Source organism: Stenotrophomonas maltophilia (assembly GCF_001676385.1).
In the GTDB taxonomy this organism is placed as follows: Bacteria; Pseudomonadota; Gammaproteobacteria; order Xanthomonadales; family Xanthomonadaceae; genus Stenotrophomonas; species Stenotrophomonas maltophilia_J.
In genome coordinates this window covers 202,348-223,440 of the sequence record NZ_LYVJ01000008.1, presented here as the reverse complement: position 1 = coordinate 223,440, position 21,093 = coordinate 202,348, and the positions used below count along the sequence as shown (strand labels likewise).

20 protein-coding genes and 2 pseudogenes are annotated in these 21,093 nt (G+C 67.0%); 9 read left to right on the top strand and 13 right to left on the bottom strand.

The window, feature by feature from the left end; all coding sequences use genetic code 11:
- Nucleotides 1–65 precede the first annotated feature (65 nt).
- Nucleotides 66–854, top strand: coding sequence for a carboxylesterase family protein (locus A9K58_RS12405; protein WP_065199620.1), 789 nt, complete (start codon nucleotides 66–68; stop codon nucleotides 852–854).
- A gap of 153 nt (nucleotides 855–1,007) precedes the next feature.
- Here the strand turns inward: A9K58_RS12405 and A9K58_RS12400 are convergent, their stop codons facing one another.
- The 4 genes from A9K58_RS12400 to A9K58_RS12385 form a co-directional block, all read right to left on the bottom strand.
- The gene (locus tag A9K58_RS12400) at nucleotides 1,008–1,499 is read right to left on the bottom strand and encodes an REP-associated tyrosine transposase (RefSeq protein WP_065199619.1); all 492 of its coding nucleotides are present in this window, start codon (nucleotides 1,497–1,499) and stop codon (nucleotides 1,008–1,010) included.
- 196 nt (nucleotides 1,500–1,695) lie between these two features.
- Nucleotides 1,696–2,646, bottom strand: a complete 951-nt coding sequence (locus tag A9K58_RS12395) for an aspartate carbamoyltransferase catalytic subunit (RefSeq protein ID WP_065199618.1) — start codon at nucleotides 2,644–2,646, stop codon at nucleotides 1,696–1,698.
- A 16-nt stretch (nucleotides 2,647–2,662) separates the two neighbouring features.
- Nucleotides 2,663–3,130, bottom strand: a complete 468-nt coding sequence (ruvX, locus tag A9K58_RS12390; protein ID WP_065199617.1) for a Holliday junction resolvase RuvX — start codon at nucleotides 3,128–3,130, stop codon at nucleotides 2,663–2,665.
- On the bottom strand, nucleotides 3,123–3,689 hold the full coding sequence (locus A9K58_RS12385) for a YqgE/AlgH family protein (protein ID WP_065199616.1): 567 nt from the start codon (nucleotides 3,687–3,689) through the stop codon (nucleotides 3,123–3,125). Before A9K58_RS12385 ends, ruvX begins: the two co-directional genes overlap by 8 nt.
- A gap of 92 nt (nucleotides 3,690–3,781) precedes the next feature.
- Between A9K58_RS12385 and A9K58_RS12380 the strand changes: the two genes are divergently transcribed.
- Nucleotides 3,782–5,569, top strand: a complete 1,788-nt coding sequence (locus A9K58_RS12380; RefSeq protein ID WP_065199615.1) for a DUF4153 domain-containing protein — start codon at nucleotides 3,782–3,784, stop codon at nucleotides 5,567–5,569.
- Nucleotides 5,566–6,111, top strand: a complete 546-nt coding sequence (locus A9K58_RS12375) for a DNA-3-methyladenine glycosylase I (RefSeq protein ID WP_065199614.1) — start codon at nucleotides 5,566–5,568, stop codon at nucleotides 6,109–6,111. Before A9K58_RS12380 ends, A9K58_RS12375 begins: the two co-directional genes overlap by 4 nt.
- A gap of 83 nt (nucleotides 6,112–6,194) precedes the next feature.
- Here the strand turns inward: A9K58_RS12375 and A9K58_RS12370 are convergent, their stop codons facing one another.
- Together A9K58_RS12370 and A9K58_RS12365 are read right to left on the bottom strand one after the other, a co-directional pair.
- A complete protein-coding gene (locus A9K58_RS12370; protein WP_065199613.1) occupies nucleotides 6,195–6,902 on the bottom strand; it encodes a YitT family protein in 708 nt (235 codons plus the stop codon).
- A 112-nt stretch (nucleotides 6,903–7,014) separates the two neighbouring features.
- Nucleotides 7,015–7,227, bottom strand: coding sequence for a DUF4287 domain-containing protein (locus A9K58_RS12365; RefSeq protein ID WP_019659465.1), 213 nt, complete (start codon nucleotides 7,225–7,227; stop codon nucleotides 7,015–7,017).
- A gap of 485 nt (nucleotides 7,228–7,712) precedes the next feature.
- Here A9K58_RS12365 and A9K58_RS12360 point away from each other — a divergent pair, with 485 nt between their 5' ends.
- Complete coding sequence (locus A9K58_RS12360) at nucleotides 7,713–8,609, top strand: LysR family transcriptional regulator (protein ID WP_065199612.1); 897 nt, start codon at nucleotides 7,713–7,715, stop codon at nucleotides 8,607–8,609.
- 62 nt (nucleotides 8,610–8,671) lie between these two features.
- On the opposite strand, the gene A9K58_RS12355 is transcribed toward A9K58_RS12360, so the two are convergent.
- From A9K58_RS12355 to A9K58_RS12345, 3 genes are all read right to left on the bottom strand, one after another.
- The gene (locus A9K58_RS12355) at nucleotides 8,672–9,655 is read right to left on the bottom strand and encodes an aldo/keto reductase (protein WP_065199611.1); all 984 of its coding nucleotides are present in this window, start codon (nucleotides 9,653–9,655) and stop codon (nucleotides 8,672–8,674) included.
- A gap of 121 nt (nucleotides 9,656–9,776) precedes the next feature.
- On the bottom strand, nucleotides 9,777–10,919 hold the full coding sequence (locus tag A9K58_RS12350) for a PilT/PilU family type 4a pilus ATPase (RefSeq protein ID WP_019659468.1): 1,143 nt from the start codon (nucleotides 10,917–10,919) through the stop codon (nucleotides 9,777–9,779).
- A 101-nt stretch (nucleotides 10,920–11,020) separates the two neighbouring features.
- The gene (locus A9K58_RS12345; RefSeq protein ID WP_004147099.1) at nucleotides 11,021–12,058 is read right to left on the bottom strand and encodes a type IV pilus twitching motility protein PilT; all 1,038 of its coding nucleotides are present in this window, start codon (nucleotides 12,056–12,058) and stop codon (nucleotides 11,021–11,023) included.
- An 87-nt stretch (nucleotides 12,059–12,145) separates the two neighbouring features.
- Here A9K58_RS12345 and A9K58_RS12340 point away from each other — a divergent pair, with 87 nt between their 5' ends.
- Entirely contained in the window at nucleotides 12,146–12,823 is a 678-nt protein-coding gene (locus tag A9K58_RS12340; protein ID WP_065199610.1) for a YggS family pyridoxal phosphate-dependent enzyme, read from the top strand.
- An 18-nt stretch (nucleotides 12,824–12,841) separates the two neighbouring features.
- The gene (gene proC, locus A9K58_RS12335) at nucleotides 12,842–13,663 is read left to right on the top strand and encodes a pyrroline-5-carboxylate reductase (protein ID WP_065199609.1); all 822 of its coding nucleotides are present in this window, start codon (nucleotides 12,842–12,844) and stop codon (nucleotides 13,661–13,663) included.
- A 59-nt stretch (nucleotides 13,664–13,722) separates the two neighbouring features.
- On the opposite strand, the gene A9K58_RS12330 is transcribed toward proC, so the two are convergent.
- Nucleotides 13,723–14,598, bottom strand: coding sequence for a LysR family transcriptional regulator (locus tag A9K58_RS12330; protein WP_065199608.1), 876 nt, complete (start codon nucleotides 14,596–14,598; stop codon nucleotides 13,723–13,725).
- Nucleotides 14,599–14,669: 71 nt separating this feature from the next.
- Here A9K58_RS12330 and A9K58_RS12325 point away from each other — a divergent pair.
- Nucleotides 14,670–15,299, top strand: a pseudogene (locus A9K58_RS12325) (short chain dehydrogenase); the annotation flags it as partial.
- Nucleotides 15,300–15,365: 66 nt separating this feature from the next.
- Here the strand turns inward: A9K58_RS12325 and soxR are convergent.
- Nucleotides 15,366–15,803 (bottom strand): redox-sensitive transcriptional activator SoxR, encoded by a 438-nt coding sequence (gene soxR / locus A9K58_RS12320; protein WP_065199606.1) that lies wholly within the window; start codon nucleotides 15,801–15,803, stop codon nucleotides 15,366–15,368.
- 29 nt (nucleotides 15,804–15,832) lie between these two features.
- On the opposite strand from soxR, the gene A9K58_RS12315 reads away from it, so the two are divergent.
- Complete coding sequence (locus tag A9K58_RS12315; RefSeq protein ID WP_065199605.1) at nucleotides 15,833–17,254, top strand: MFS transporter; 1,422 nt, start codon at nucleotides 15,833–15,835, stop codon at nucleotides 17,252–17,254.
- A 38-nt stretch (nucleotides 17,255–17,292) separates the two neighbouring features.
- Here A9K58_RS12315 and A9K58_RS12310 read toward each other — a convergent pair.
- Nucleotides 17,293–19,313, bottom strand: a pseudogene (locus A9K58_RS12310) (esterase/lipase family protein).
- Nucleotides 19,313–20,287, bottom strand: a complete 975-nt coding sequence (locus A9K58_RS12305; protein ID WP_065199604.1) for an Lnb N-terminal periplasmic domain-containing protein — start codon at nucleotides 20,285–20,287, stop codon at nucleotides 19,313–19,315. Before A9K58_RS12305 ends, A9K58_RS12310 begins: the two are co-directional and overlap by 1 nt.
- Nucleotides 20,288–20,460: 173 nt before the next feature.
- On the opposite strand from A9K58_RS12305, the gene A9K58_RS12300 reads away from it, so the two are divergent.
- Nucleotides 20,461–20,865 carry a GFA family protein gene (locus A9K58_RS12300; protein ID WP_065199603.1) on the top strand — a complete coding sequence of 135 codons (405 nt, stop codon included), beginning with the start codon at nucleotides 20,461–20,463 and terminating at the stop codon, nucleotides 20,863–20,865.
- Nucleotides 20,866–21,093 lie beyond the last annotated feature (228 nt).

Genomic DNA, 21,093 nt, shown 5'->3' with positions numbered 1-21,093 from the left:
CGCACGATGCCGCGCTGCCGGGGGCGGACTACGATGCGGAGGATCCCATCGCCAATGGATACCCCATGCTCCGCTCGATCCTGCGCTGGCTGCCCGTGCTGGCCGTTCTGGTGATGACCGGCTGTGCTTCGCTGCCAGACAGCGCGCGCGGGCACTTCGAAGCGCGTGCGGTGAAGGTAGAGGGACGTACGGCCTACTATCAGGTGTTCATTCCCGCCGGTACCACCCACGGTGGCCTGCCTGTCGTGCTGTTCCTGCATGGTTCGGGCGAGCGCGGCGGCGACGGCGTCAAGCAGACGCATGCCGGCCTGGGGCCGTACCTGCGCGCGCATCCCGGTTTCCCTGCGCTGGTGGTCTTCCCGCAGGCGCCGGGCGACGGCGAGTGGAGCGGCTACAACAACCGCGTTGCCATCGCCGCACTCGATGCGACCATCGCCGAATTCGACGCCGACCCGGCGCGACAGTATCTGACCGGCATGTCGATGGGCGGCTACGGCAGCTGGAACATCGCACTGGCAGACCCGCACCGGTTCGCCGCGATCGTGCCGGTCTGCGGTGCCGTGCGGGCACCACGCGCGGTGCGCCCGACCCTGTTCGTCGAACCGGTAGCCCATGAATCCGATCCCTATGCGGCCATCGCCCAGCGCCTGCGGCACACGCCGATCTGGATGTTCCATGGCGCGCTGGATGATGTCGTGCCGCCGGACGACGATCGCAGGCTGCACGCCGCATTCCAGAGCGCCAAGGCGCATGACGTGCGCTACACCGAGTATCCGCAGGGCAACCACAATGCCTGGGACGCCACCTACGCCGACCCGGCGATGTGGGAATGGCTGTTCAAGCAGAAGCGATGAACCGCAGCTTCTGCTGGGAAACATCTGTTGGTGGATACCGACCGTTGGTCGGCTTGGGTATTGGTGGATACCGACCGTTGGTCGGCTTGGGTATTGGTGGATACCTACCGTTGGTCGGCTTGGGTATTGGTGGGTGCCGACCGTTGGTCGGCACTATCTCTCCGCTTCGGGGTAATCCATTGCTTGGTACCTCCCACCGATCTCCCATCGGCACCAGGCATACGGATACTCTCCCACGCACCTCGCCAAGTTCGCCCTGACCGGGTTGGCGACGATGTACATCGCATGGCGAAACAGTGATTCTTCAGAACGAATGGCGTGATCGTGATAGCTCGATTGCCAAAATGGTCCTGTCTTACCCAGCATGCGGTTGATCCGCAATGCACTGCTCGATTTGAAGTGTTGCATGATGTAGTCCAGCGAGAACGCACGGATCTCCACAAGCCAATGGATGTAGTCCGGCATGACCACATAGGCAAGTGAGTGCGTCAGGCCCTCATGATCAATGCGACGGAACACATCCATCACCTCCTGTGCCGCAGTGGCATCATCGAAGTAGCGTCGACGTTCCTGGGTGACGGTGGTCAGGATGTAGGATTGCCCGATCCGGGAATGGCGGCCAAGGCGTAGGCGTGCGCGGTTCATGGGCCCAAGCGTGCGCCTGCCGGTATCCCTCTTCTATCGGGCAACCACGTCAGTACGGGTAGGCCCGGAACCATTCAATGGCCAGGCCCCCACTTCACCGCACTGATGGTTCAGTGCCGACCAACGGTCGGCACCCACCGGATCGGATGAGGACAGATCAACCGCGCCGACCAACGGTCGGCACCCACCAAAGTGGTCAGCCCAGCAGCGTCTCCAGCACGGCCATGCGCACCGCCACGCCGTTGGCGACCTGGCGCAGCACCCATGACTGCGGGCCGTCGGCCACCTCATCGGTGACTTCCACGCCACGGTTGATCGGGCCGGGGTGCAGCACTGCAGCATCCTTGCCGGCGCGGGCCAGGCGCGCGGTGGTCAGGCCGTACTGGGCGTGGTACTGCTCCAGCGACGGCACCAGGCCTTCCTCCATGCGCTCGCGCTGCAGGCGCAGCATCATCAGCGCGTCGACGCCTTCCAGCATCGCATCGAAATCATCGCCGACCACGCAGCCCTTCAGGGTCTCATCATCCGGCAGCAGCGACTGCGGGCCACACACCCGGATCTCGCCCACGCCCAGCGTGCGCAGCGCATGCAGGTCGGTGCGGGCCACGCGCGAGTGCTTGACGTCGCCGACGATCACCACTTTCAACTTCGAGAAGTCCGCGCCCTTGGCCTGGCGCAGGGTCAGCATGTCCAGCAGGCCCTGGGTCGGGTGTGCGCTGCGGCCGTCGCCCGCGTTGATCAGGGCCGTACCCTCGCCCGCCGCGTCGGCCAGTGCCGCCACGGCGCCGTCTTCAGGGTGGCGCACCACGAAGCCGCGCACGCCCATCGCTTCCAGGTTGCGCAGGGTATCGCAGGCAGTTTCGCCCTTGCGCGTGGATGAGGTCGAGGCGTCGAAGTTCAGCACATCGGCGCCCAAGCGCTGCGCGGCCAGCTGGAAGGAGCTGCGGGTGCGGGTGGAGGGTTCAAAGAACAGCGTGCACACCGCCGAACCGGCCAACACCTGGCGCTTGTTGCCGACACGCCCCACCGCCGCGTCGCGGATCTGGCCGGCGCGGTCGAGCAGCTGCAGCAGGGTTTCGCGCGGCAGGCCCTCAAGGGTCAGCAGGTGGCGCAGGCGTCCGGAGGCATCGATTTGCTGGGCGGTCATGGTGGGAGTCGTGCAGTCAGGGAATGGGGGTGGCGTCGTCCGGCGACGACAACCAGCGGTCGATGATCACCGCCGCAGCCACGGCATCGAGGGCGGCCGCATCGCGGCGGCGCTTGCGCCCCTCGGCGCGCTCGACGGCAAAACGGCGGGCGGCCTCGACCGAGCTGGAACGCTCGTCGATCATCACCACCGGCAGCTTGAAGCGTTCCCGCAGCTGGCGGGCGAAGCCCTGCGCGCGCTTGCGGTTGGGCTGGTCCTGGCCGTCCAGGGTCAGCGGATCGCCAACCACCAGGCCATCGGGCTTCCATTCCTTGAGCAGGCGTTCGATCGCGGCCCAGTCCGGGCCATTGCCGTGCACGTCGACCACTGCCACCGCGCGCGCATGCGCGGCAAACGCACTGCCGATGGCCACGCCGATCCGCCGCGAGCCGACATCGAAGCCGAGCACGGTGCCATCGCGACGCAGGCTGGCCGGCTCAGACATGGCCGCTGTAATCGGTCAGCCGGAACAGGTCGACGCCGATGCGCGCGGCCGCGCCCTGCCAGCGTTGCTCCAGCGGCAGCTGGAACACCAGTTCGGCATCGGCCGGCACGGTCAGCCAGCTGTTCTCGGCCAGTTCGCTTTCCAGCTGGCCCGCCCCCCATCCCGCGCAGCCAAGGGTGACCACGGCATTGGCCGGGCCCTCGCCGCGCGCCATCGCCTCGAGGATGTCGCGCGACGTGGTCAGGAACAGGCCTTCACCCACGGTCAGGCTGGAATCCCATGCCCGCGCATCGTCGTGGATGACAAAGCCACGCTCGGGATGCACCGGGCCGCCGTTGAGCACCATCCGGGCCTGCAGGTCACCATCGCCGGTACTGATGTCCATCTGCGCGAGCACTTCGCCCAGCGTGTACTCGGACGGCTGGTTGACCAGCACCCCCATCGCCCCGTTCTCGTCGTGCTGGCAGATCAGCGCGACGCTGCGGGCGAAGGTCGCGTCGAGCAGCGACGGCAGCGCGACGAGCAGGTGATCGGCAAGGGAGGTCGGCGTTACGGGCATGCGCCCATTCTACCCGCTGCGACCGGCGTGGTCGCGCCGTGGGCGTCCCCAGGCGATAGGCTAGGATGGCGCTTTGCCATGGAAGGTCGTCGATGTCGTCTTCATTGCCCCTGAACCTGCCGGCACGCAGCGCCATCGTCCTGATCGCGCTGATGCAGGGCCTGATGCTGTATGCCGCGCAGGAACTGTCCGATGCATGGCCGTTCCGCGATATCGGCTGGCGCTACTGCTGGTACGCCTGGGTGCTGGCCATCCCCAGCGCGGTGGCGCTGAGCCTGGTCGAGCTGGGCCAGCGCCGCCTGTGGCTGCAGGCCATGCTCGGCTCGGCGGTGGTGCTGGCACTGGCCGCCTGGATCGGCTGGAACCTCAATGGCGAGGCCGCACTGGAATCGGGCGCGTTGCAGCTTCCGTTGACCCTGGGCATGGCCGTGGCGGTGTTCGTGGCCCTGCCGTGGTGGCAGTTCCAGCTGCAGCACGGGCACTGGCGCGCCAGTTACCCGGAGTTGTTCGAGCGTGCCTGGCAGAACGGCCTGACCCTGGCCCTGGCAGCGCTGTTCACCGGGCTGACCTGGCTGCTGCTGTGGCTGTGGGCGGCCCTGTTCCAGCTGCTGGACGTGACCTTCTTCCGCGACCTGTTCCGCCAGGATGCTTTCATCGCATTGGCCACCGGCAGCCTCGCCGGCTTCGGCGTGCTGATCGGGCGTACCCAGCACCGTGCGATCCAGATCACCCGCCAGGTGCTGTTCGCGATCTGCCGCGGGCTGCTGCCGCTGCTGTCGTTCATCGCGGTGCTGTTCGTGCTGAGCCTGCCGCTCACCGGGCTGGAGCCGTTGTGGAAGACCCGTTCGGCTGCCGGCCTGCTGGTGACGGTGTCGCTGTTGCTGGTGACGTTCACCAATGCGGTCTACCAGCAGGGGGAAGACAGCGCCCCCTACCCTCCTGTGCTGCGCAGGCTGGTCGAAGCCAGCCTGCTGACGCTGCCGGCCTACGCCGCGCTGGCACTGTATGCGCTGGGCCTGAGAGTGGCGCAGTACGGCTGGACCGTGGACCGCTTCTGGGCGGTGCTGATCGCACTGGCCGTGGCCGGCTATGCCGTGGGCTATGCGCTGGCGGTGGTGCGTCGGCAGAGCCACTGGCTGCACGCGCTGGAGCCGGTCAACCGCTGGATGTGCTGGATCGTGCTGGCACTGGCCGTGCTGGGCAACTCGCCGCTGCTGGATCCGGTGCGGCTGAGCCTGTCCAGCCAGCTGGCGCGCCTGCGTGCGGACCCGCCGGCGATCACCAGCAGTGACGTCAACGTGCTGCGCTTCGACCTTGGGCGCCGTGGCGTGCAGGCGCTGCGCGAGTTGCAGCGTGATCCGGCCATCGCCGCCGATGCCAACGCGCCACAGGTGATCGCAGCAGCCCTGGCACGCACCTCACGCTGGGACGACGGCCACCGCCTCGACAAGGGGCCGCAGGACGTCCCCGCCCTGCAGCGCGCGTCGAAGCTGGCCAAAGGATCCAGCTCGCCACCGGACGACTGGTGGCAGGCACTGGCCACGCGCTCGATCAATGGCGAATCCTGCGCCCGGAGCGAGCGCGACTGCCTGATCGTGCATCGTGACCTGAATGGCGATGGCACAGGCGAAGTGCTGCTGTGCGAGCTGTACGACGTGAGTGCACCGGAATGCACATTGTTCGCGCGCGGCGGCAACGCCCGCTGGTACAAGGCGGGCTCACTGAACGGATACGGCCTTGCGCAGGCCGGCGGGCTCAACCAGGCACTGCGCGATGGCAGGCTGTCGCTGGTGCCGCCGCGCTGGCCGATGCTGTCCATCGGCGACCAGCCGCCGGCGGCCATCGATTCCTACCCTGAACCCGACGAGTCTTCCCCATGAGCGGTTACTGCCTGATCGCCCCGGGCCATCCGGTGCACGACTACTACCACGCCAACGAATACGGCTTCCCGCAGCGGGACGAGCGCGAACTGTTCGAGCGGCTGGTGCTGGAAATCAACCAGGCCGGCCTGAGCTGGGAAACCATCCTGAAAAAGCGCGAGGGCTTCCGCACGGCTTATGACGGCTTCGAGGTGGACCGCGTGGCGGCCTACGCCGAGCAGGACATCGAGCGCCTGCTGTCGGACCCGGGCATCATCCGCAACCGCCTGAAGGTGCTGGCGGCGATCCACAACGCGCAGGTGATCCAGCAGCTGCGGGCCAGCCATGGCAGCTTCGCGGCGTGGCTGGATGCGCACCACCCACGCAGCAAGGCCGACTGGGTGAAGCTGTTCAAGAAGACATTCCGCTTCACCGGTGGCGAAATCACCGGCGAATTCCTGATGAGCCTGGGCTACCTGCCCGGTGCGCATGCCACAGATTGCCCGGTGCATGCGCGGCTGTTGAAGCTGTCACCGCCGTGGCTGAAGGCCACCGACCACTGACGGGCATCCGCCGGGCATGGCCCGGCGTTACCACGCGTGGCTTCCGGTAGTGCCGGCTGCTGGCCGGCAACCCCATTGAACGGTCACACGCCCATGTAGCGGCCGGGGCGGTGGTTGAACATCAGCACCAGGCTGAGCACCACCGCGCCGATGGCCGAGTACAGCACCTTCGACGGCGACAGCACGAAGAACGCCGCCACCATCAGGCAGGCGTCGAAGGACATCTGCACCTTGCCCGCGCTCCAGCCACGGGTGCGCTGCAGGTACACCGCCAGGATGCCGATGCCGCCGAGGCTGGCGCGGTGGCGGATGAAGAACAGGATGCCCAGGCCGGACAGCGCGCCACCGACGATCGCCGAGTACAGCGGATGGATATGCGAGAAATCGATCCAGCGCGGCAGCAGGTCGGTCAGCACGCCACAGGCGGTGACCGCGGTGAAGGTCTTCAGGGTGAACTCCCAGCCCATGCGCCGCAGGGCCACCCAGTAGAACGGCAGGTTGACGAGCACGAACACCAGGCCGAAGTTCCAGCCCATCGCGTAGTGCAACAGGAAGGCCAATCCGGCCATGCCGCCGATCATCAACCCACCCTTGGCGAAGATGGCCAGGCCCAGCGAGGCCACCATCGTGGCCAGCACCATGCCCTGCACGTCCTCGGCGATCGAGTGGCGCAGCGCTTTTTCGTCGGCGGTGGTGCCGGCGCTGTCGGGCGGCGGGGTCAACGGACCGGCGGTGACCAGGTGGCCGTCAGCGTCGTCGCACGGCGCGGGGCCATGGGAAGGAAGGGACATGCGGGTGGGGGAACAGCAGGTGGGGAGCGGTATTAGACACGATCTGCATGACAGTTGCAGATGAAATCGTTCAGCTGAATCCGCCCGCTCCATGCCCCCTGCCCGCCGCTGCTCAGCCCTTGCCGGCCAGATGGTGCGCCACCAGCGCGTTGGCATGGCCATGGCCCAGTCCATGCTCACTTTTCAGGAAGCTGACCAGTTCCATGTGTTTCAGGCCCTTCTTCCCTGCCAGCAGCCCGAGCCAGTGGGCGACCGGCTGTCCATAGGTCTTCTCGATGGAGGGGAAGTACGAGGCCGGGCCCTTGGGCTTGGTGTCAGTGCTCATGTGCAGCTCCCGTTGAAGTCATTCATTCGACGAACCACAGACGCAGAAATCGACATACCCACACGTCCGACCCAGTGCCGACCGACGGTCGGCCCCCACCAAAGCAGAATGCCGTTCCAACAGCTCGCGGGAAACTGTCGAAGGCGGGGTGGGTCCGGTTGAGGGGGCGTGAGCGCCATGGGCCCGAGGCATGCCTCGGGCGGGTTGGGCAGGACGCCCAACCCCGGTCTTGCCGTGTGCGCAGGACAGCGCACACGAGCAAGCGCGACCGAGCTTCATGGGTGAGGGCGCTTTGCTTGCGAAGCACTGCTTCGCAAGCGCCCGAACGCACAGCCGCCAGCGGCTGGGCCGGGCCCCGGAGGGGGACTGGCGCCGTCCCCCTCAACCGGACCCATCCCGCCATCCCACGGAATGCACGCATTTGACGTTGACGTTGCCTTGGCTTGAAGCAGGTGCCGGGCGCAGCCCGGCCGTATCATCCCCTCATGCCCCGCGAAAATCTCAACGACCTGCAGGCCTTCGCCCACGTTGCCCGCGAGGGCAGCTTCACCAAGGCTGCCGCCCAGCTGGGCGTGTCCCAGTCCGCGCTCAGCCATGCCATGCGCGGCCTGGAAGAGCGCCTCGGCGTGCGCCTGCTGACCCGGACCACCCGCAGCGTGTCCACCACCGAAGCCGGCGCGCGCCTGCTGGAAACGCTGGCCCCGCGCCTGGCCGAGATCGAGGACGGGCTGGCCGCGCTGGCCGAGTACCGTGAGCGACCGGCCGGCACCATCCGCATCAATGCCACCGGCCACGCCGCCGAGTACATCGCCTGGCCCAGGCTGGCGCCGCTGCTGCAGCAGTATCCGGATTTGAAGGTGGAACTGGCGGCCGACTACGGGTTGGCCGACATCGTGGCCGAGCGCTACGACATCGGCATCCGCCTCGGCGAGCGGCTGGCGCGCGACATGATCGCCGTACCGATCAGCCCGCCGCTGCGCATGCGCGTGGTCGGCGCGCCCAGCTACTTCCGCCAGCACCTGGTGCCGCGGCACCCGGACGATCTGGCCGGGCACAACTGCGTGACCCTGCGCCTGCCCACGCATGGTGGGCTGATGCCGTGGGATTTCGGCCAGAACGGCAATGAACTGAGCGTGCGCGTGAGCGGCCAGTGGACGTTCAACACCATGGGCATGACCCGCGCCGCTGCGCTGGCAGGCAGCGGATTGGCCTGGCTGCCGGAAGACCAGGTACAGCCGATGCTGGACGATGGCCGGCTGCAATCAGTGCTGGACGACTGGTGCCCGCACTTCGATGGCTACTACGCGTATTACCCGTCGCGCCGCCACGTGACCGTGGCGATGCGCACCGTGCTTGATGCGCTGCGCGGGCCGATGGGGTGAGGGTCAAGGCGTGCGGACCAACGGTCCGCACCCACCACCAGCGGTCCGCACTCACCGGCTGGTCAGCCCTTGGCCTGTGCCGCGCGCTGGGCGTTGTAGCGCTCGCCGACGATCGACACTTCGTCCAGCGCCTGCGCGATGCGTTGCAGTTCTTCCGGCGCCAGCTGCAGGTCGGCCGCGCCCAGGTTTTCTTCCAGGCGATGAACCTTGGTGGTGCCCGGAATCGGCACGATCCACGGTGCCTGCGCGAGCAGCCAGGCCAGTGCGACCTGCGCAGGCGTCGCACCGCGCGCTGCCGCAATCGTGCTGATGCGATCCACCAGCGCCTGGTTGGCGCGGCGCGCCTCCACTTCGAAACGCGGCACGCTGTTGCGGAAGTCGTTGGCGTCGAAGGTGGTATCGGCGTTGATCGCACCGGTCAGGAAGCCGCGGCCCAGCGGGCTGAACGGCACGAAGCCGATGCCCAGCTCCTGCAGCGTCGGCAGCAGTTCACGCTCCGGTTCGCGCCACCACAGCGAGTACTCGCTCTGCACGGCGGTGACCGGCTGCACCGCATGCGCGCGGCGCACGGTGGCAGCGCTCGCCTCGGACAGCCCGAAGTGGCCGACCTTGCCTTCGGCGATCAGGTCGCGCACGGTGCCGGCCACATCCTCGATCGGCACGTTGGGGTCGACACGGTGCTGGTAGAACAGGTCGATGTGGTCGGTGCGCAGGCGCTTGAGGCTGGCCTCGGCCACCGCGCGGATGTTCTCCGGGCGGCTGTCCAGCCCGGCATCGGTGCTCGCATCCTTGAAGCCGAACTTGGTAGCAATCACCAGCCGGTCGCGGTAGGGGGCCAACGCCTGCCCGAGCAGGTCTTCGTTGGTGTACGGGCCGTACACCTCGGCGGTGTCGAAGAAGGTCACGCCGCGCTCGACGGCAGCGTGCAGCAGGGCGATGCCCTGGCTCGGTTCGACCGGCTGGCCGTAGGCATGGGTCAGGCCCATGCAACCCAGGCCCAGGGCGGAAACCTTCAGGCCGCTGCGGCCGAGTTCACGTGTCTGCATCGTCGTACTCCAGAGAGGGAGTGCTGACGATACGCCTGCAGCGGCGATGGATTGAGCCGGTTGGACGGCAGTCGGTCATGACTGGAATTCATCAATCCGGTCATGACCGATGCCGGCCGGGTCAACGGATTTCGGAGATCTCCACCCCATCCAGCCCCTGCGACAGGGTGCGCGCGTCGCCGCCCTGGCTGAGCTTGATGCGCAGGCGCACCTCGTTCTGCGAATCGGCGTAGCGCAGCGCGTCCTCGTAGCTGATCTCGCCGGCCTGGTACAGCTCGAACAGGCTCTGGTCGAAGGTCTTCATGCCCAGCTGGACCGAGTCCTTCATGACTTCCTTCAGCTTGTGGATCTCGCCATCGCGGATGTAGTCCTGGACCAGCGGCGTGCCGAGCAGGATTTCCATCGCCACCTTGCGCGAGCGGCCATCGGGCGACGGCACCAGCTGCTGCGCGACCACGCCCTTGAGGTTCAGCGACAGGTCCATCAGCAGCTGGTTGCGACGGTCTTCCGGGAAGAAGTTGATGATGCGGTCCATCGCCTGATTGGCGTTGTTGGCATGCAGCGTGGCCAGCACCAGGTGGCCGGTCTCGGCAAAGGCGATGGCGTGGTCCATGCCCTCGCGGGTACGCACTTCGCCGATCATGATCACGTCCGGCGCCTGGCGCAGGGTGTTCTTCAGCGCGGCTTCCCAGCTGTCGGTATCAATACCGACTTCGCGCTGGGTGATGATGCACCCCTCGTGCTTGTGCACGAACTCGATCGGGTCTTCGATGGTGATGATGTGGCCGGTGGAATTCTGGTTGCGGTAGCCGATCATCGCGGCCAGTGAGGTCGATTTGCCGGTACCGGTAGCGCCGACGAACAGGATGATGCCGCGCTTGGTCATCGCCAGCGTCTTGATGATCGGCGGCAGGCTCAGCTCTTCCACGGTCGGGATGCGCGTCTCGATGCGGCGCAGCACCATGCCGACCTGGTTGCGCTGGTAGAAGCAGCTGACACGGAAGCGGCCGACACCGGACAGGCCGATGGCGAAGTTGCACTCGTGGGTTTTTTCGAACTCCTCGCGCTGCGCCGGCGTCATCACGTTGAGGACCAGGTCGCGGCTCTGCTGCGGCGTCAGTGGCGTCTGCGTGATCGGCGAGATCTTGCCATTGACCTTCATCGCCGGCGGCATGCCCGCCGTGATGAACAGGTCCGAGGCGCGCTGGTGCGCCATCAGCTTGAGGAACGAAGTGAAATCGATGGTGGTGGCAGTGGTGTTCACGGCGGGCTCCCAGAAGGGCGTGTACCAGGAAACGATCGATGGAGGTCACAACCCGGGAACGGCCGCGTCTTGGCGCGCGCCGCCCCCGCTGCTGGCCCGCCTTACTCGAACAGGCGCTTGTCCTTGGCGTACTCGCGGGCCTGGTTGCGTGTGATCAGGCTGCGCTTGACCAGGTCCTGCAGATGCTGGTCCAGGGTCATCATGCCGTACTGCTGGCCGGTCTGGATCGCCGAATACATCTGCGCGACCTTGTCCTCACGGATCAGGTTGCGGATGGCCGGGGTGCCGACCATGATTTCCCACGCAGCGGTACGACCGCCACCGACCTTCTTCAGCAACGCCTGCGAGATCACCGCGCGCAGCGACTCGGACAGCATCGAGCGCACCATCGGCTTTTCGCCGGCCGGGAACACGTCGATGATACGGTCGATGGTCTTGGCCGCCGAACTGGTGTGCAGGGTACCGAACACCAGGTGGCCGGTTTCGGCAGCAGTCAGCGCCAGGCGGATGGTTTCCAGGTCGCGCAGCTCGCCCACCAGGATGATGTCCGGGTCTTCACGCAGTGCCGAGCGCAGCGCCTCGTTGAAGCCATGCGTGTCGCGGTGCACTTCGCGCTGGTTGATCAGGCACTTCTGCGAGGTGTGCACGAATTCGATCGGATCCTCGACGGTGAGGATGTGGCCGTATTCGTTCTTGTTGATGTAGTCGATCATCGCCGCCAGCGTGGTCGACTTGCCCGAACCGGTCGGGCCGGTCACCAGGATCAGGCCCTGTGGCTGCTGGATCACTTCACGGAACAGCGGCGGGCAGGCCAGATCCTCGAGGGTGAGCACCTCGGACGGAATGGTACGGAACACCGCGCCGGCACCGCGGTTCTGGTTGAACGCATTCACACGGAAGCGTGCCAGCGACGGGATCTCGAAGGAGAAATCCACTTCGAGGAACTCCTCGTAATCGCGGCGTTGCTTGTCGGACATGATGTCGTACACCAGCGCATGGACCTGCTTGTGGTCCAGGGCCGGGATGTTGATCCGGCGAACGTCGCCGTCAACGCGGATCATCGGCGGCAGGCCTGCGGACAGGTGCAGGTCGGACGCTTTGTTCTTTACGGAAAACGCCAACAGCTCGGCGATATCCATGAGCGGCTACTCCCCAATAACGGCTTCGACTGGAAGGTTCTTTCCCCGGGCGGCAGTATAGCCTCCTGTTTCAATGGAACGCGTTACGTGGCCACTCCCCTGCCCCAGATCCTGAGCAACCTGCATGCCGCTGCCGAGGCCGCCGGCAGGCCCGACCCGCGCCTGCTGGCGGTGTCCAAGACCCAGCCAGCCGAGGCCGTGGCCGCGCTGGCGGCACAGGGCCAGCGGGCATTCGGCGAGAACTACGTGCAGGAAGCGCTGGCCAAGATGCAGGCGCTGCAGCACCTGGCGCTGGAGTGGCACCTGATCGGCCACCTGCAGTCGAACAAGGCCGAGGCCGTGGCCACCCACTTCGACTGGGTGCAGAGCGTGGACCGGCCCAAGCTGGTGACCGCGCTGGCGCGCCATCGACCGGCCGCACGCGGCCCGCTGAATGTGCTGATCCAGGTCAACATCGACGATGAATCGAGCAAGCATGGCTGCGCGCCGGAAGAGGTGGAGGTACTGGCCACCGCGATTGCCGCCGAGCCCCGCCTGCGCCTGCGTGGACTGATGGCGATTCCCGCGCCCTGGCCCGAGGCCGAGCGTCGCCGCGACGCGTTCGTGCGCATGCGCACACTTTTCCAGTCGCTGGCTACCCGGCACGCACAGGTCGACACGCTGTCGATGGGCATGAGCAGCGACTACGCCGAAGCCATCGCCGAGGGCGCCACCCTGGTGCGCATCGGCACCGCCCTGTTCGGCGCGCGCCCGCGCCCGGCCTGATCTTTCAAGGAGAATTCCATGGCAGCTGATTCCATCACCTTCATCGGCGGCGGCAACATGGCGCGCAGCCTGATCGCCGGCCTGATCCGCCAGGGCGTGCCGGCCGCGCGCATCCATGTGGCCGAACCGGTTGCCGCGCTGCGCGGGTCGCTGGCTGCCGACTTCGGCGTGCAGGTGCACGACAACGCGGCCGACGCCGCAGCGCAGGGCGGCACCTGGTTGCTGGCGGTGAAACCACAGGTGCTGCGCGAGGTCTGCCAGTCGCTGCAGGCGCTGGCCCAGGCGAACCGGCCACTGGTGGTGTCGATCGCCGCCGGCATCACCAGTGCGCAGCTGGAGCGCTGGCTGGGTGGCAACCTGCCGGTGGTGCGTGCGATGCCCAACACGCCGGCCCTGCTCGGCGCCGGCGTGACCGGCCTGTACGCCACGCCATCGGTGGATGCGCAGCAGCACGCGCGGGCCGAACAGGTACTGGCCAGTGCCGGTCGTACGGTATGGATCGAGCACGAATCACTGATGGATTCGGTCACTGCCGTGTCCGGCAGCGGCCCGGCGTATGTGTTCCTGCTGGCCGAAGCGATGGAAGCGGCGGGCATCGCCCAGGGCCTGCCGGCCGATGCCGCGCGCACGCTGGTGGTGCAGACGCTGCTGGGCGCCTCGCGCATGCTGGACGAAGCCGGCGAAAGCCCTGCCGAACTGCGCCGCCGCGTGACCTCGCCGAACGGCACCACCCAGGCCGCGATCGAGAGCTTCCAGGCCGGGGGGTTCGAGGCGCTGGTGGACACCGCACTGCGTGCTGCGCAGGTGCGCGGGCAGGAATTGTCTGCGGCGAATGATTGATCCCGATGTGTGCCGACCAACGGTCGGCACCTACCATCATCCACGCATGGCGTGGATGCTCATTGCCCAAATGTGGCCATGACGAAATCCACGAAGCACTGCAGCCGCGGGCGCGGCCTGCGATCGGGCAGGTAGATCAGGTGCATCGGTCGCGGTTCGGGCAGGTAGTCGCGCAGCAGCGGCTTCAGTCGCCCTGCTGCGATCTCCCCCGCCAACAGCGCAGTGGGCTGCAACACCAACCCGGCCCCGGCCACGGCGGCTTCGCGCAGCGCGAACCCGTCGTTGCAGGTCAGCCGCGCCTCCCAATCCACCTGTTCACCGTTGGCCAGCTGCCAGCCGTGGCCGCCGCGCCAGGCCAGGTGGCTCAGGCAGTCATGCCCTGCCAGGTCCGCCGGCGTCCGCGGGGTCCCGCGGCGGCGCAGGTAGGACGGTGACGCGCACAGGCTCATCGCATACGGCGGCAATGGACGCGCCACCACCTCCTGCGACGGCAGAGGACCGACCCGGATCGCCACGTCGAAGCCATCCTCGATCAGGTCCACGCGACGATTGCTCAGATCCAGCTCGATGTTCAGCAACGGCTGCGCACGCAGCAGTCCCGACAGCAGCGGCGCCAGCACGCAGCTGCCCCAGGTGGTCGGCGCGCTGACCCGCAGCAGGCCGCGTGGCTGCACCTGCAGCCCGGCCACATCGGCCTCGGCCTGCTGCACCTGCTCCAGCACCTGCCGGCACCCGGCCAGATAGGCACTGCCAGCTTCGGTCAGGCGCTGGCGACGCGTGTTCCGCTGCAGCAGCGCTGCCCCCAGATGGGCCTCCAGCTGCTGGATGTACTTGCCCACCATCACCGAAGATACCTGCAACTGCTCGGCGGCACCGGTGAAGCTGCCGCGCTCGGCCACGGCGACGAACGCCTGCATGCAGCGGAGGGTATCCATTGCTAATCCAGGGTTAGGAATCTGCAAAGCATACGCCGCTTACCAAACCCCACTGTGACGGCGCAGACTGCGCTCACTCCCTCACGCAAGGAACCGCCATGAAGATTCTCCTCGTCGGTGCCAGCGGCACCCTCGGCCAAGCCGTCGCCCGCCAGCTCGGCCAGCAGCACCAGATCCTCGCCGCCGGTCGCCATAGTGGCGAGCTGCGCGTGGATCTGACCGACGACGCCAGCGTTGACGACCTGTTCGCCCGCACCGGCACGGTCGATGCGGTGATCTCCACCGCCGGCACGCTGCATTTCGGCCCGCTGCGGGATATGACCCCGGCGCAGTTCAACATCGGCCTGCAGGACAAGCTGCTGGGCCAGGTGCGGCTGGCATTGGCCGCGCAGCATCATCTCGCCACCGGTGGCTCGATCACCCTCACCAGCGGCATCGTCAGCGCCCAGCCGATCCGCGATGGTGCCAATGCCACCTCGGTGAATGCCGCACTGGAGGGTTTCGTCCGCGCAGCCGCGCTGGAGCTGCTGCCACGCGGGCTGCGCATCAACGTGGTCAGTCCGAACGTGCTGATCGAATCGATGGCGGCCTACGGCCCCTACTTCCCCGGCTTTGAAGCGGTCAGCGCACAGCGCGCGGCGCTGGCGTACCAGCGTGCGGTGGAAGGCATCCAGAGCGGAGAGACGATCACGGTCTGGTAAGAAAAAGGGGACGGAGGGGATTAAGTCGTTTGTGCACAAACGACTTAATCCCCTCCGTCCCCTTTTTCATCGTTCCCAGCGCATCGGGCCGTCGCCACGCTTGCCGAGGATGTCTTCCGGGTTCGCCAGGCGGCAACGCTGCAACGACAGGCAGCCACAGCCGATGCAGCCGGTCAGTTCATCGCGCAGCAACTGCAGCATGTGGATGCGCTCCTCCAGCTCGGCGCGCCAGCGTGCGGAGAGCCTGGCCCAGTCGGCCTTGGTTGGCGCGCGCCCTTCGGGCAGGCTCTCGAAGGCACGCCCGACCGCTTCAAGCGGCATGCCTACCCGTTGCGCCACCCGGATCACCGCCAGCCGGCGCAGCACATCGCGGCTGTAACGGCGCTGGTTGCCCGAGGTGCGCAGGCTGCTGATCAGCCCCTTGCGCTCGTAGAAGTGCAGTGCGGAGATGGCCACGCCACTGCGCCGGGAAACGTCGCCGACACTGAGCTCCTGGGATGCCATTACTTGATCTCAACCATGGTTGAGGTGCGATGCTGCTATCTTCGCCGCCTGTTGGCAAGCGCGGCCTGCAGCCGATTCCCATGACCCAGACGCTTTCACCCACCGATACCAGCCCGCCAGCCGACACTTCGATCCTGTCCGCACGCTACCGCGCGACCACCCTCGGCATGGTCGCCCTGGTCGCACTGCATGCCTTCGAGGCATTGGCGGTTGCGGCCGCCATGCCCACCGTGGCCGACGCCCTGGATGGCCTGCGCCTGTACGCGCTGGCCTTTGGCGGCACGCTGGCCACCAGCGTGATCGGCATGACCCTGGCCGGGCGCTGGGCTGATCGCCATGGGCCTGCGCGACCGCTCTGGTACGGCCTGGCCTGCTTCGTGCTCGGCCTGTTGCTGGCGGGCTTTGCGATGCGCATGGGCATGCTGGTGGCCGGGCGCCTGATGCAGGGCCTGGGCGCGGGTGCGATCTCGGTCTCGCTGTATGTGATGGTCGGCCGCAGCTATCCCGAACACCTGCGACCCAAAGTGTTCGCGGCCTTTTCCGCGGGCTGGGTAGTGCCCTCGATGGTCGGCCCGGCGCTGAGCGGCCTGATCGTCCAGCATCTGGGCTGGCGCTGGGTGTTCCTGGCGGTGCCGCTGCTGGCGATACCGGCCGCATTGCTGCTGCGTCCAGCACTCGCGCGCATGCAGTCCCCTCCTGCCGACAGTGGCGATGAAGGACGCAGCAACGTCGTGCGCTGGGCCAGTGCTGCCTCGCTGGCTGCATTGTTGCTCTACGTCGGTGGTCAGCAGCATGGCAGGGTCGCCCTGTTCTGCATCGGCGGGTCGATGCTGGCGCTGCTGTTCTGCGTGCACCGGTTGCTGCCGGCCGGAACGCTCATCCTGCGCCGTGGCCTGCCCAGTGTCATCGCGTTGCGCGGCATCGCCGCGTCCGCATTCTTTGCCTGCGAGGCCTACCTGCCACTGCTGCTGCAACGCGAACGCGGGCTTCCGCCCAGCTGGGCAGGCGCGGTGCTCAGTCTCGGTGCACTGGGCTGGTTCGCTGGTTCGTGGCTGCAGGGGCACCAGCAGCGCGGCTGGTCTCGCCAGCAACTGCTGCGCGTGGGCACCGCGCTGATGACGGTTGGCATCGCCGCGACACTTGCTGTGCTGTTCAGGCAGGTCCCCTTGCCGGTAGCGCTGGTCGGCTGGGCCGTGACCGGCTTCGGCATGGGCATGATCTACGCCAGCCTGTCGGTGCTGACCCTGTCACTGTCGCCGCCGCACGAACAGGGCGCCAACACCTCGGCGCTGCAGTTGAGCGAGGCCCTGTCGGTAACCACAGCGCTGGCGGTCTCCGGTGCGTTGTTCGCCTTGTTCGTGGAAAGCGCCCCGCACACCGGCTACCTGTTGTGCCTGGCGATCACCTTCGGCCTGGCCGTATTGGCCAGCGTGATCGCCCGGCGGGTATAGCGCCGCCGGTTTTCGGTAGTGCCGGCCAGCGGCCAGCACTACCGGGTACCCGCCCCCATGTCATCGATATCCCGATGCAGGATGCGGCGCACCTCCAGCACGGCCTCCGGAGTTTCCTGCACGCTGTGGCCGGAAATGATCACCTTCTCCGACACCGCGCCTGGCAGGTGCGCGCTCCAGTACGGCACCAGCCCGTCATCGGACTTCTCCAGCGGTAGTTCCGGCTTGCGCTGGGCGATGATCGAGTGGTACTTCAGGCCGGCTTCGATCGGCAGCTGCGCGGCCGCCTTCACGAACGGATCGCTGGCCTTGAGGTTGTCGATGCTGTTCGGGATCTTCGGCTTGGCCGTGCCGTCCACCTGCTGCTCGGCCTGCGCAAGCGCCAGGAACACATCCTCGAATTTGCCGAGAAGGGTCAGCGGCAGGCGCACCAGCCGGCCGATCAGGCGCCCGACCTTGTTGCCCGCGATGTCCGTGCCCTGGTGTGGCGCAGCAATGAAGATCGCACGCTCCACGTTTGGCTGCGCCTGGAAGCGCAGCAGCGGCCCCAGCTTGTTCTGCACCCGCTTCAGGCGCTCGCCCTTCAGATCGTAATTGGCCAGCAGGTCATCCCACAGCACGTCGCCGGAATCGCTCACCAGCAGGCGCGCCAGCACGCCACCCATGCTGTGGCCGATGTAGACCATGTCCTTCGATGCACGCGTGCTGCCATTGGGATCGAAGTGCTTGAGGGTGTCGTTGAACGCGTTGGCGATCTCATAGCGGTTCAGCGCGATCGGTGCGTTGGTCGGGTAGTAGACCTGCCACACCTGGAACTGCTGGCGCAGTTCGGGGTCGCCCATGATCTCGTTGGCCAGGTTTACCCATGCTTCGGGGCTGCTGGCCAGGCCATGCAGCATGAAGATGATGCGGCGGTTCGGGTCCCACGGCTGCATCAGGTAGATATGCGGCTCGCCGATGCCTTCGCTCATGCCGAACAGGGTGCGCAGCGACTGCTTGGCGAAGCCGCTCTGTGCCAGCCACAGGCCATAGGCCGCAGTGAAATTGCCAGCCAGCGGCACCTGTTCGCCATGCAGGGTGATGCGCTCGGTGGCCTCCGGTGAATAGGCATCCAGCTCGACCCGGCGCGTGCGCATCACGTCGTCCAGGCTGCTGCCTTCGAAACGCAGCAGCGCGGTGACATTGATCGAGGACATCTCGCTGAACTCGGGAACCGAATCGTCATGCCGATGGCGACGCCCACGGCGCTCGTCATCAGCACCCTCCGATGCCGTTTCGGCTTTGGGGCCTTCCGGTGCGATCACCGGTGCCACCAGCTTCGGCGGGTCCATCACCATCACCAGCTCGGCGCCGAAGCCATCGCGGCGATAGGTGCTGCGCAGGCCGACGAAGCTGACCGTTCCCGCCGGCACCAGCTGCGCGGGAATGCTTTTCAGGTTGAGCTGCTGGTAGTTGGAGGCGAGCGACCAGCTGCCGACCGAGACCGGCTTCGTGTAGTCCTCGCCGGCCAATGCAGCGGCACGCGCACGCACGAACAGCACCACCGCCGCCTTCTCGGCCGCGTAGTTGTAGTAGTCGCGTACCTGCGTCTGCCGGTCCTCGAAAGCACGATCGGATGGCGAGCGGCCACTGTAGAACAGGTAGGCATAGGCATAGCGTGCGGCTTCCAGCCATGCATCCAGTGCCGCATCGCTCATCGGCGGATCACCGGCTGCGGCCTTCTTCGGCGTCAGCGCGAGGGCGGCTTCACCCACAGTTCGGACAAGGCCGACAACCGCTGCTCGACGTTGAGATCGTCGGTCATCAACAGCGTACTGCGGCAGACCAGGAAGTCCTTCTCGCACTTTGATTCGTCCAGGCCCACGGCGCTCAGCGTCTCGCGTGCGGCCGGGCTGAGCTTGCCCGTGTTGAGCACGTCGGCACGCTTGTTGACCAGCGAATCGCTGGACTTGACCTGCTTGACGGTGACCATCGCGCAGCCACTGCTGCCCAGCAGCAGGAAGGCGGCGAACAACACCGGCAGCGCACGCTGCCAGCGGATCAGGAGGAGTCGAGTCATTACTGCGGGTCCTGCTCGGTGCCAGGTACGCCCTGGCGGATCACGGTGGAGAAGTGTTCGCCGCTGCCCAGGTCCAACGCACGCTGGGTGATGCGGCCCTTGTCGTGCAGCTCGGCGTACGGCACACCCGGGGTCAACGCACCCACCTCCTGCGCGTACTCGGCCAGGTAACCGGACACCAGCAGCCGATAGTCCAGTGGCAGGCGCGGCGCGATCTGGCGGGCCAGATCAAAGACAATGGTGGTGCAGTTGCTGGTCAGCGTGTTGTAGAAGGCCGGCTTCGCATCCAGCTCCCGCGCCTGCGCGATGTACGCAGCGAACAGCTCCTTCAGCTGCGCGCGGTCCATGCCATGCAGGCGGTACAGATAGACGTCCTCGCCGCGCGCGTTGGTGCGGGTACGGATGATGTCGGTCTCCTCCGAGGCGACCAGGGTCATCTCGAACCTGCGAAAGAACCCGCCGAGTGCCGAAAACGACTCGCCACGCTCCTTGCGGATCTCGAGCGAGAACACCACGTGCCGGCCATCCTCGAAGCCGAACGAGATCAGGGTGTGGGCGATCGCCGGTCCCATCCAGTACGACAGCACCAGGTCGGCCGAGCGCAGCTGGTCCAGGTCGTATCCGCGGCGCACCCAACGCGCGTCATAGTCGGTTTCGCTGCGCCAGGTGAAATCACGCACGTTGTCGAGCACGACGTGGCGACCATCGAAGGACACCACGTGCAGGCGCTGGGCCACATCGTCTGCCCACACACGGTCCTGGCGCGGGGTCAGCAACAGCCAGCCCACGCCGGCCAGCGCCAACGACGCACCGAAGGCCACGCCCAGGCGACGCGACGCCCGGCCACGCGCGACCCGCCACGAGGCCCACAGCGCAACCAGCAGCCACAGCACGGCCACGCCGGTGGCCAGCCAACCCGGCCCCGGCAACTGGTACGCCAGCAGCCCGGTCACCCACAGCGCGGCCAGCGCCATGGCACTTCCTGTCATCCAACGTCCTGCGGCTCTCACTGGCATCCTGTAGCGGTCCTGGAGCCGCATAGTTAGCCACAAGCCGGTTCATCCTGGCATCTACAGCCTGTTCAGGCATGCAGGCGCACCGTCTGCGGCGGCCCGTACGGCCAGATCCACCCCACACAGGAGCAACGATGGGCATCACTTCCGTGGCCGGCGTTCCGGTCCAACCCCAGCACCGCGCGACCTGCCACTGTGGTGCGGTCGAGCTGCTGCTGGACCTGCCGGACGGCATCGTCGACCCGCGTCGCTGCGACTGCTCGATGTGCCGGCGCCGTGGCGCCATCGCCGCCAGCGTCAGCCGCGGCGGCCTGCAGGTGGTACGCGGGCAGAACCACCTGCAGCGGTACCAGTTCAATACCCATGTGGCCGAGCACTACTTCTGCGGCGTGTGCGGCATCTACACCCACCATCGGCGGCGCTCCAATCCCGACCAGTACGGCTACAACGTGGCCTGCCTGGAGGGTATCGACCCGTTCGCACTAGGGGTGATCCCGGTCAACGACGGGGTCAACCACCCGTCGGATCGCACCGGCTAGTGGCGCGTGCGCCGCAACGGCACGGCGACCTTCTGCCAGGGCGCCATGCCGCTGCGGCCGGCCCGCGCGGGGCGTTTCAGCCAGGGCCGGCGGGGCGCTGGCTGCGGTTCGTCCGCGACCGGGGAAGGAAGGGGTCTACGGCCGGGCCAGAGATGATCAAGCAGCCACATGGCGGGTCTCCGTGGGGGACGGGGACGATCGAGACTAGGCCTGGGTGGGCATAGACGG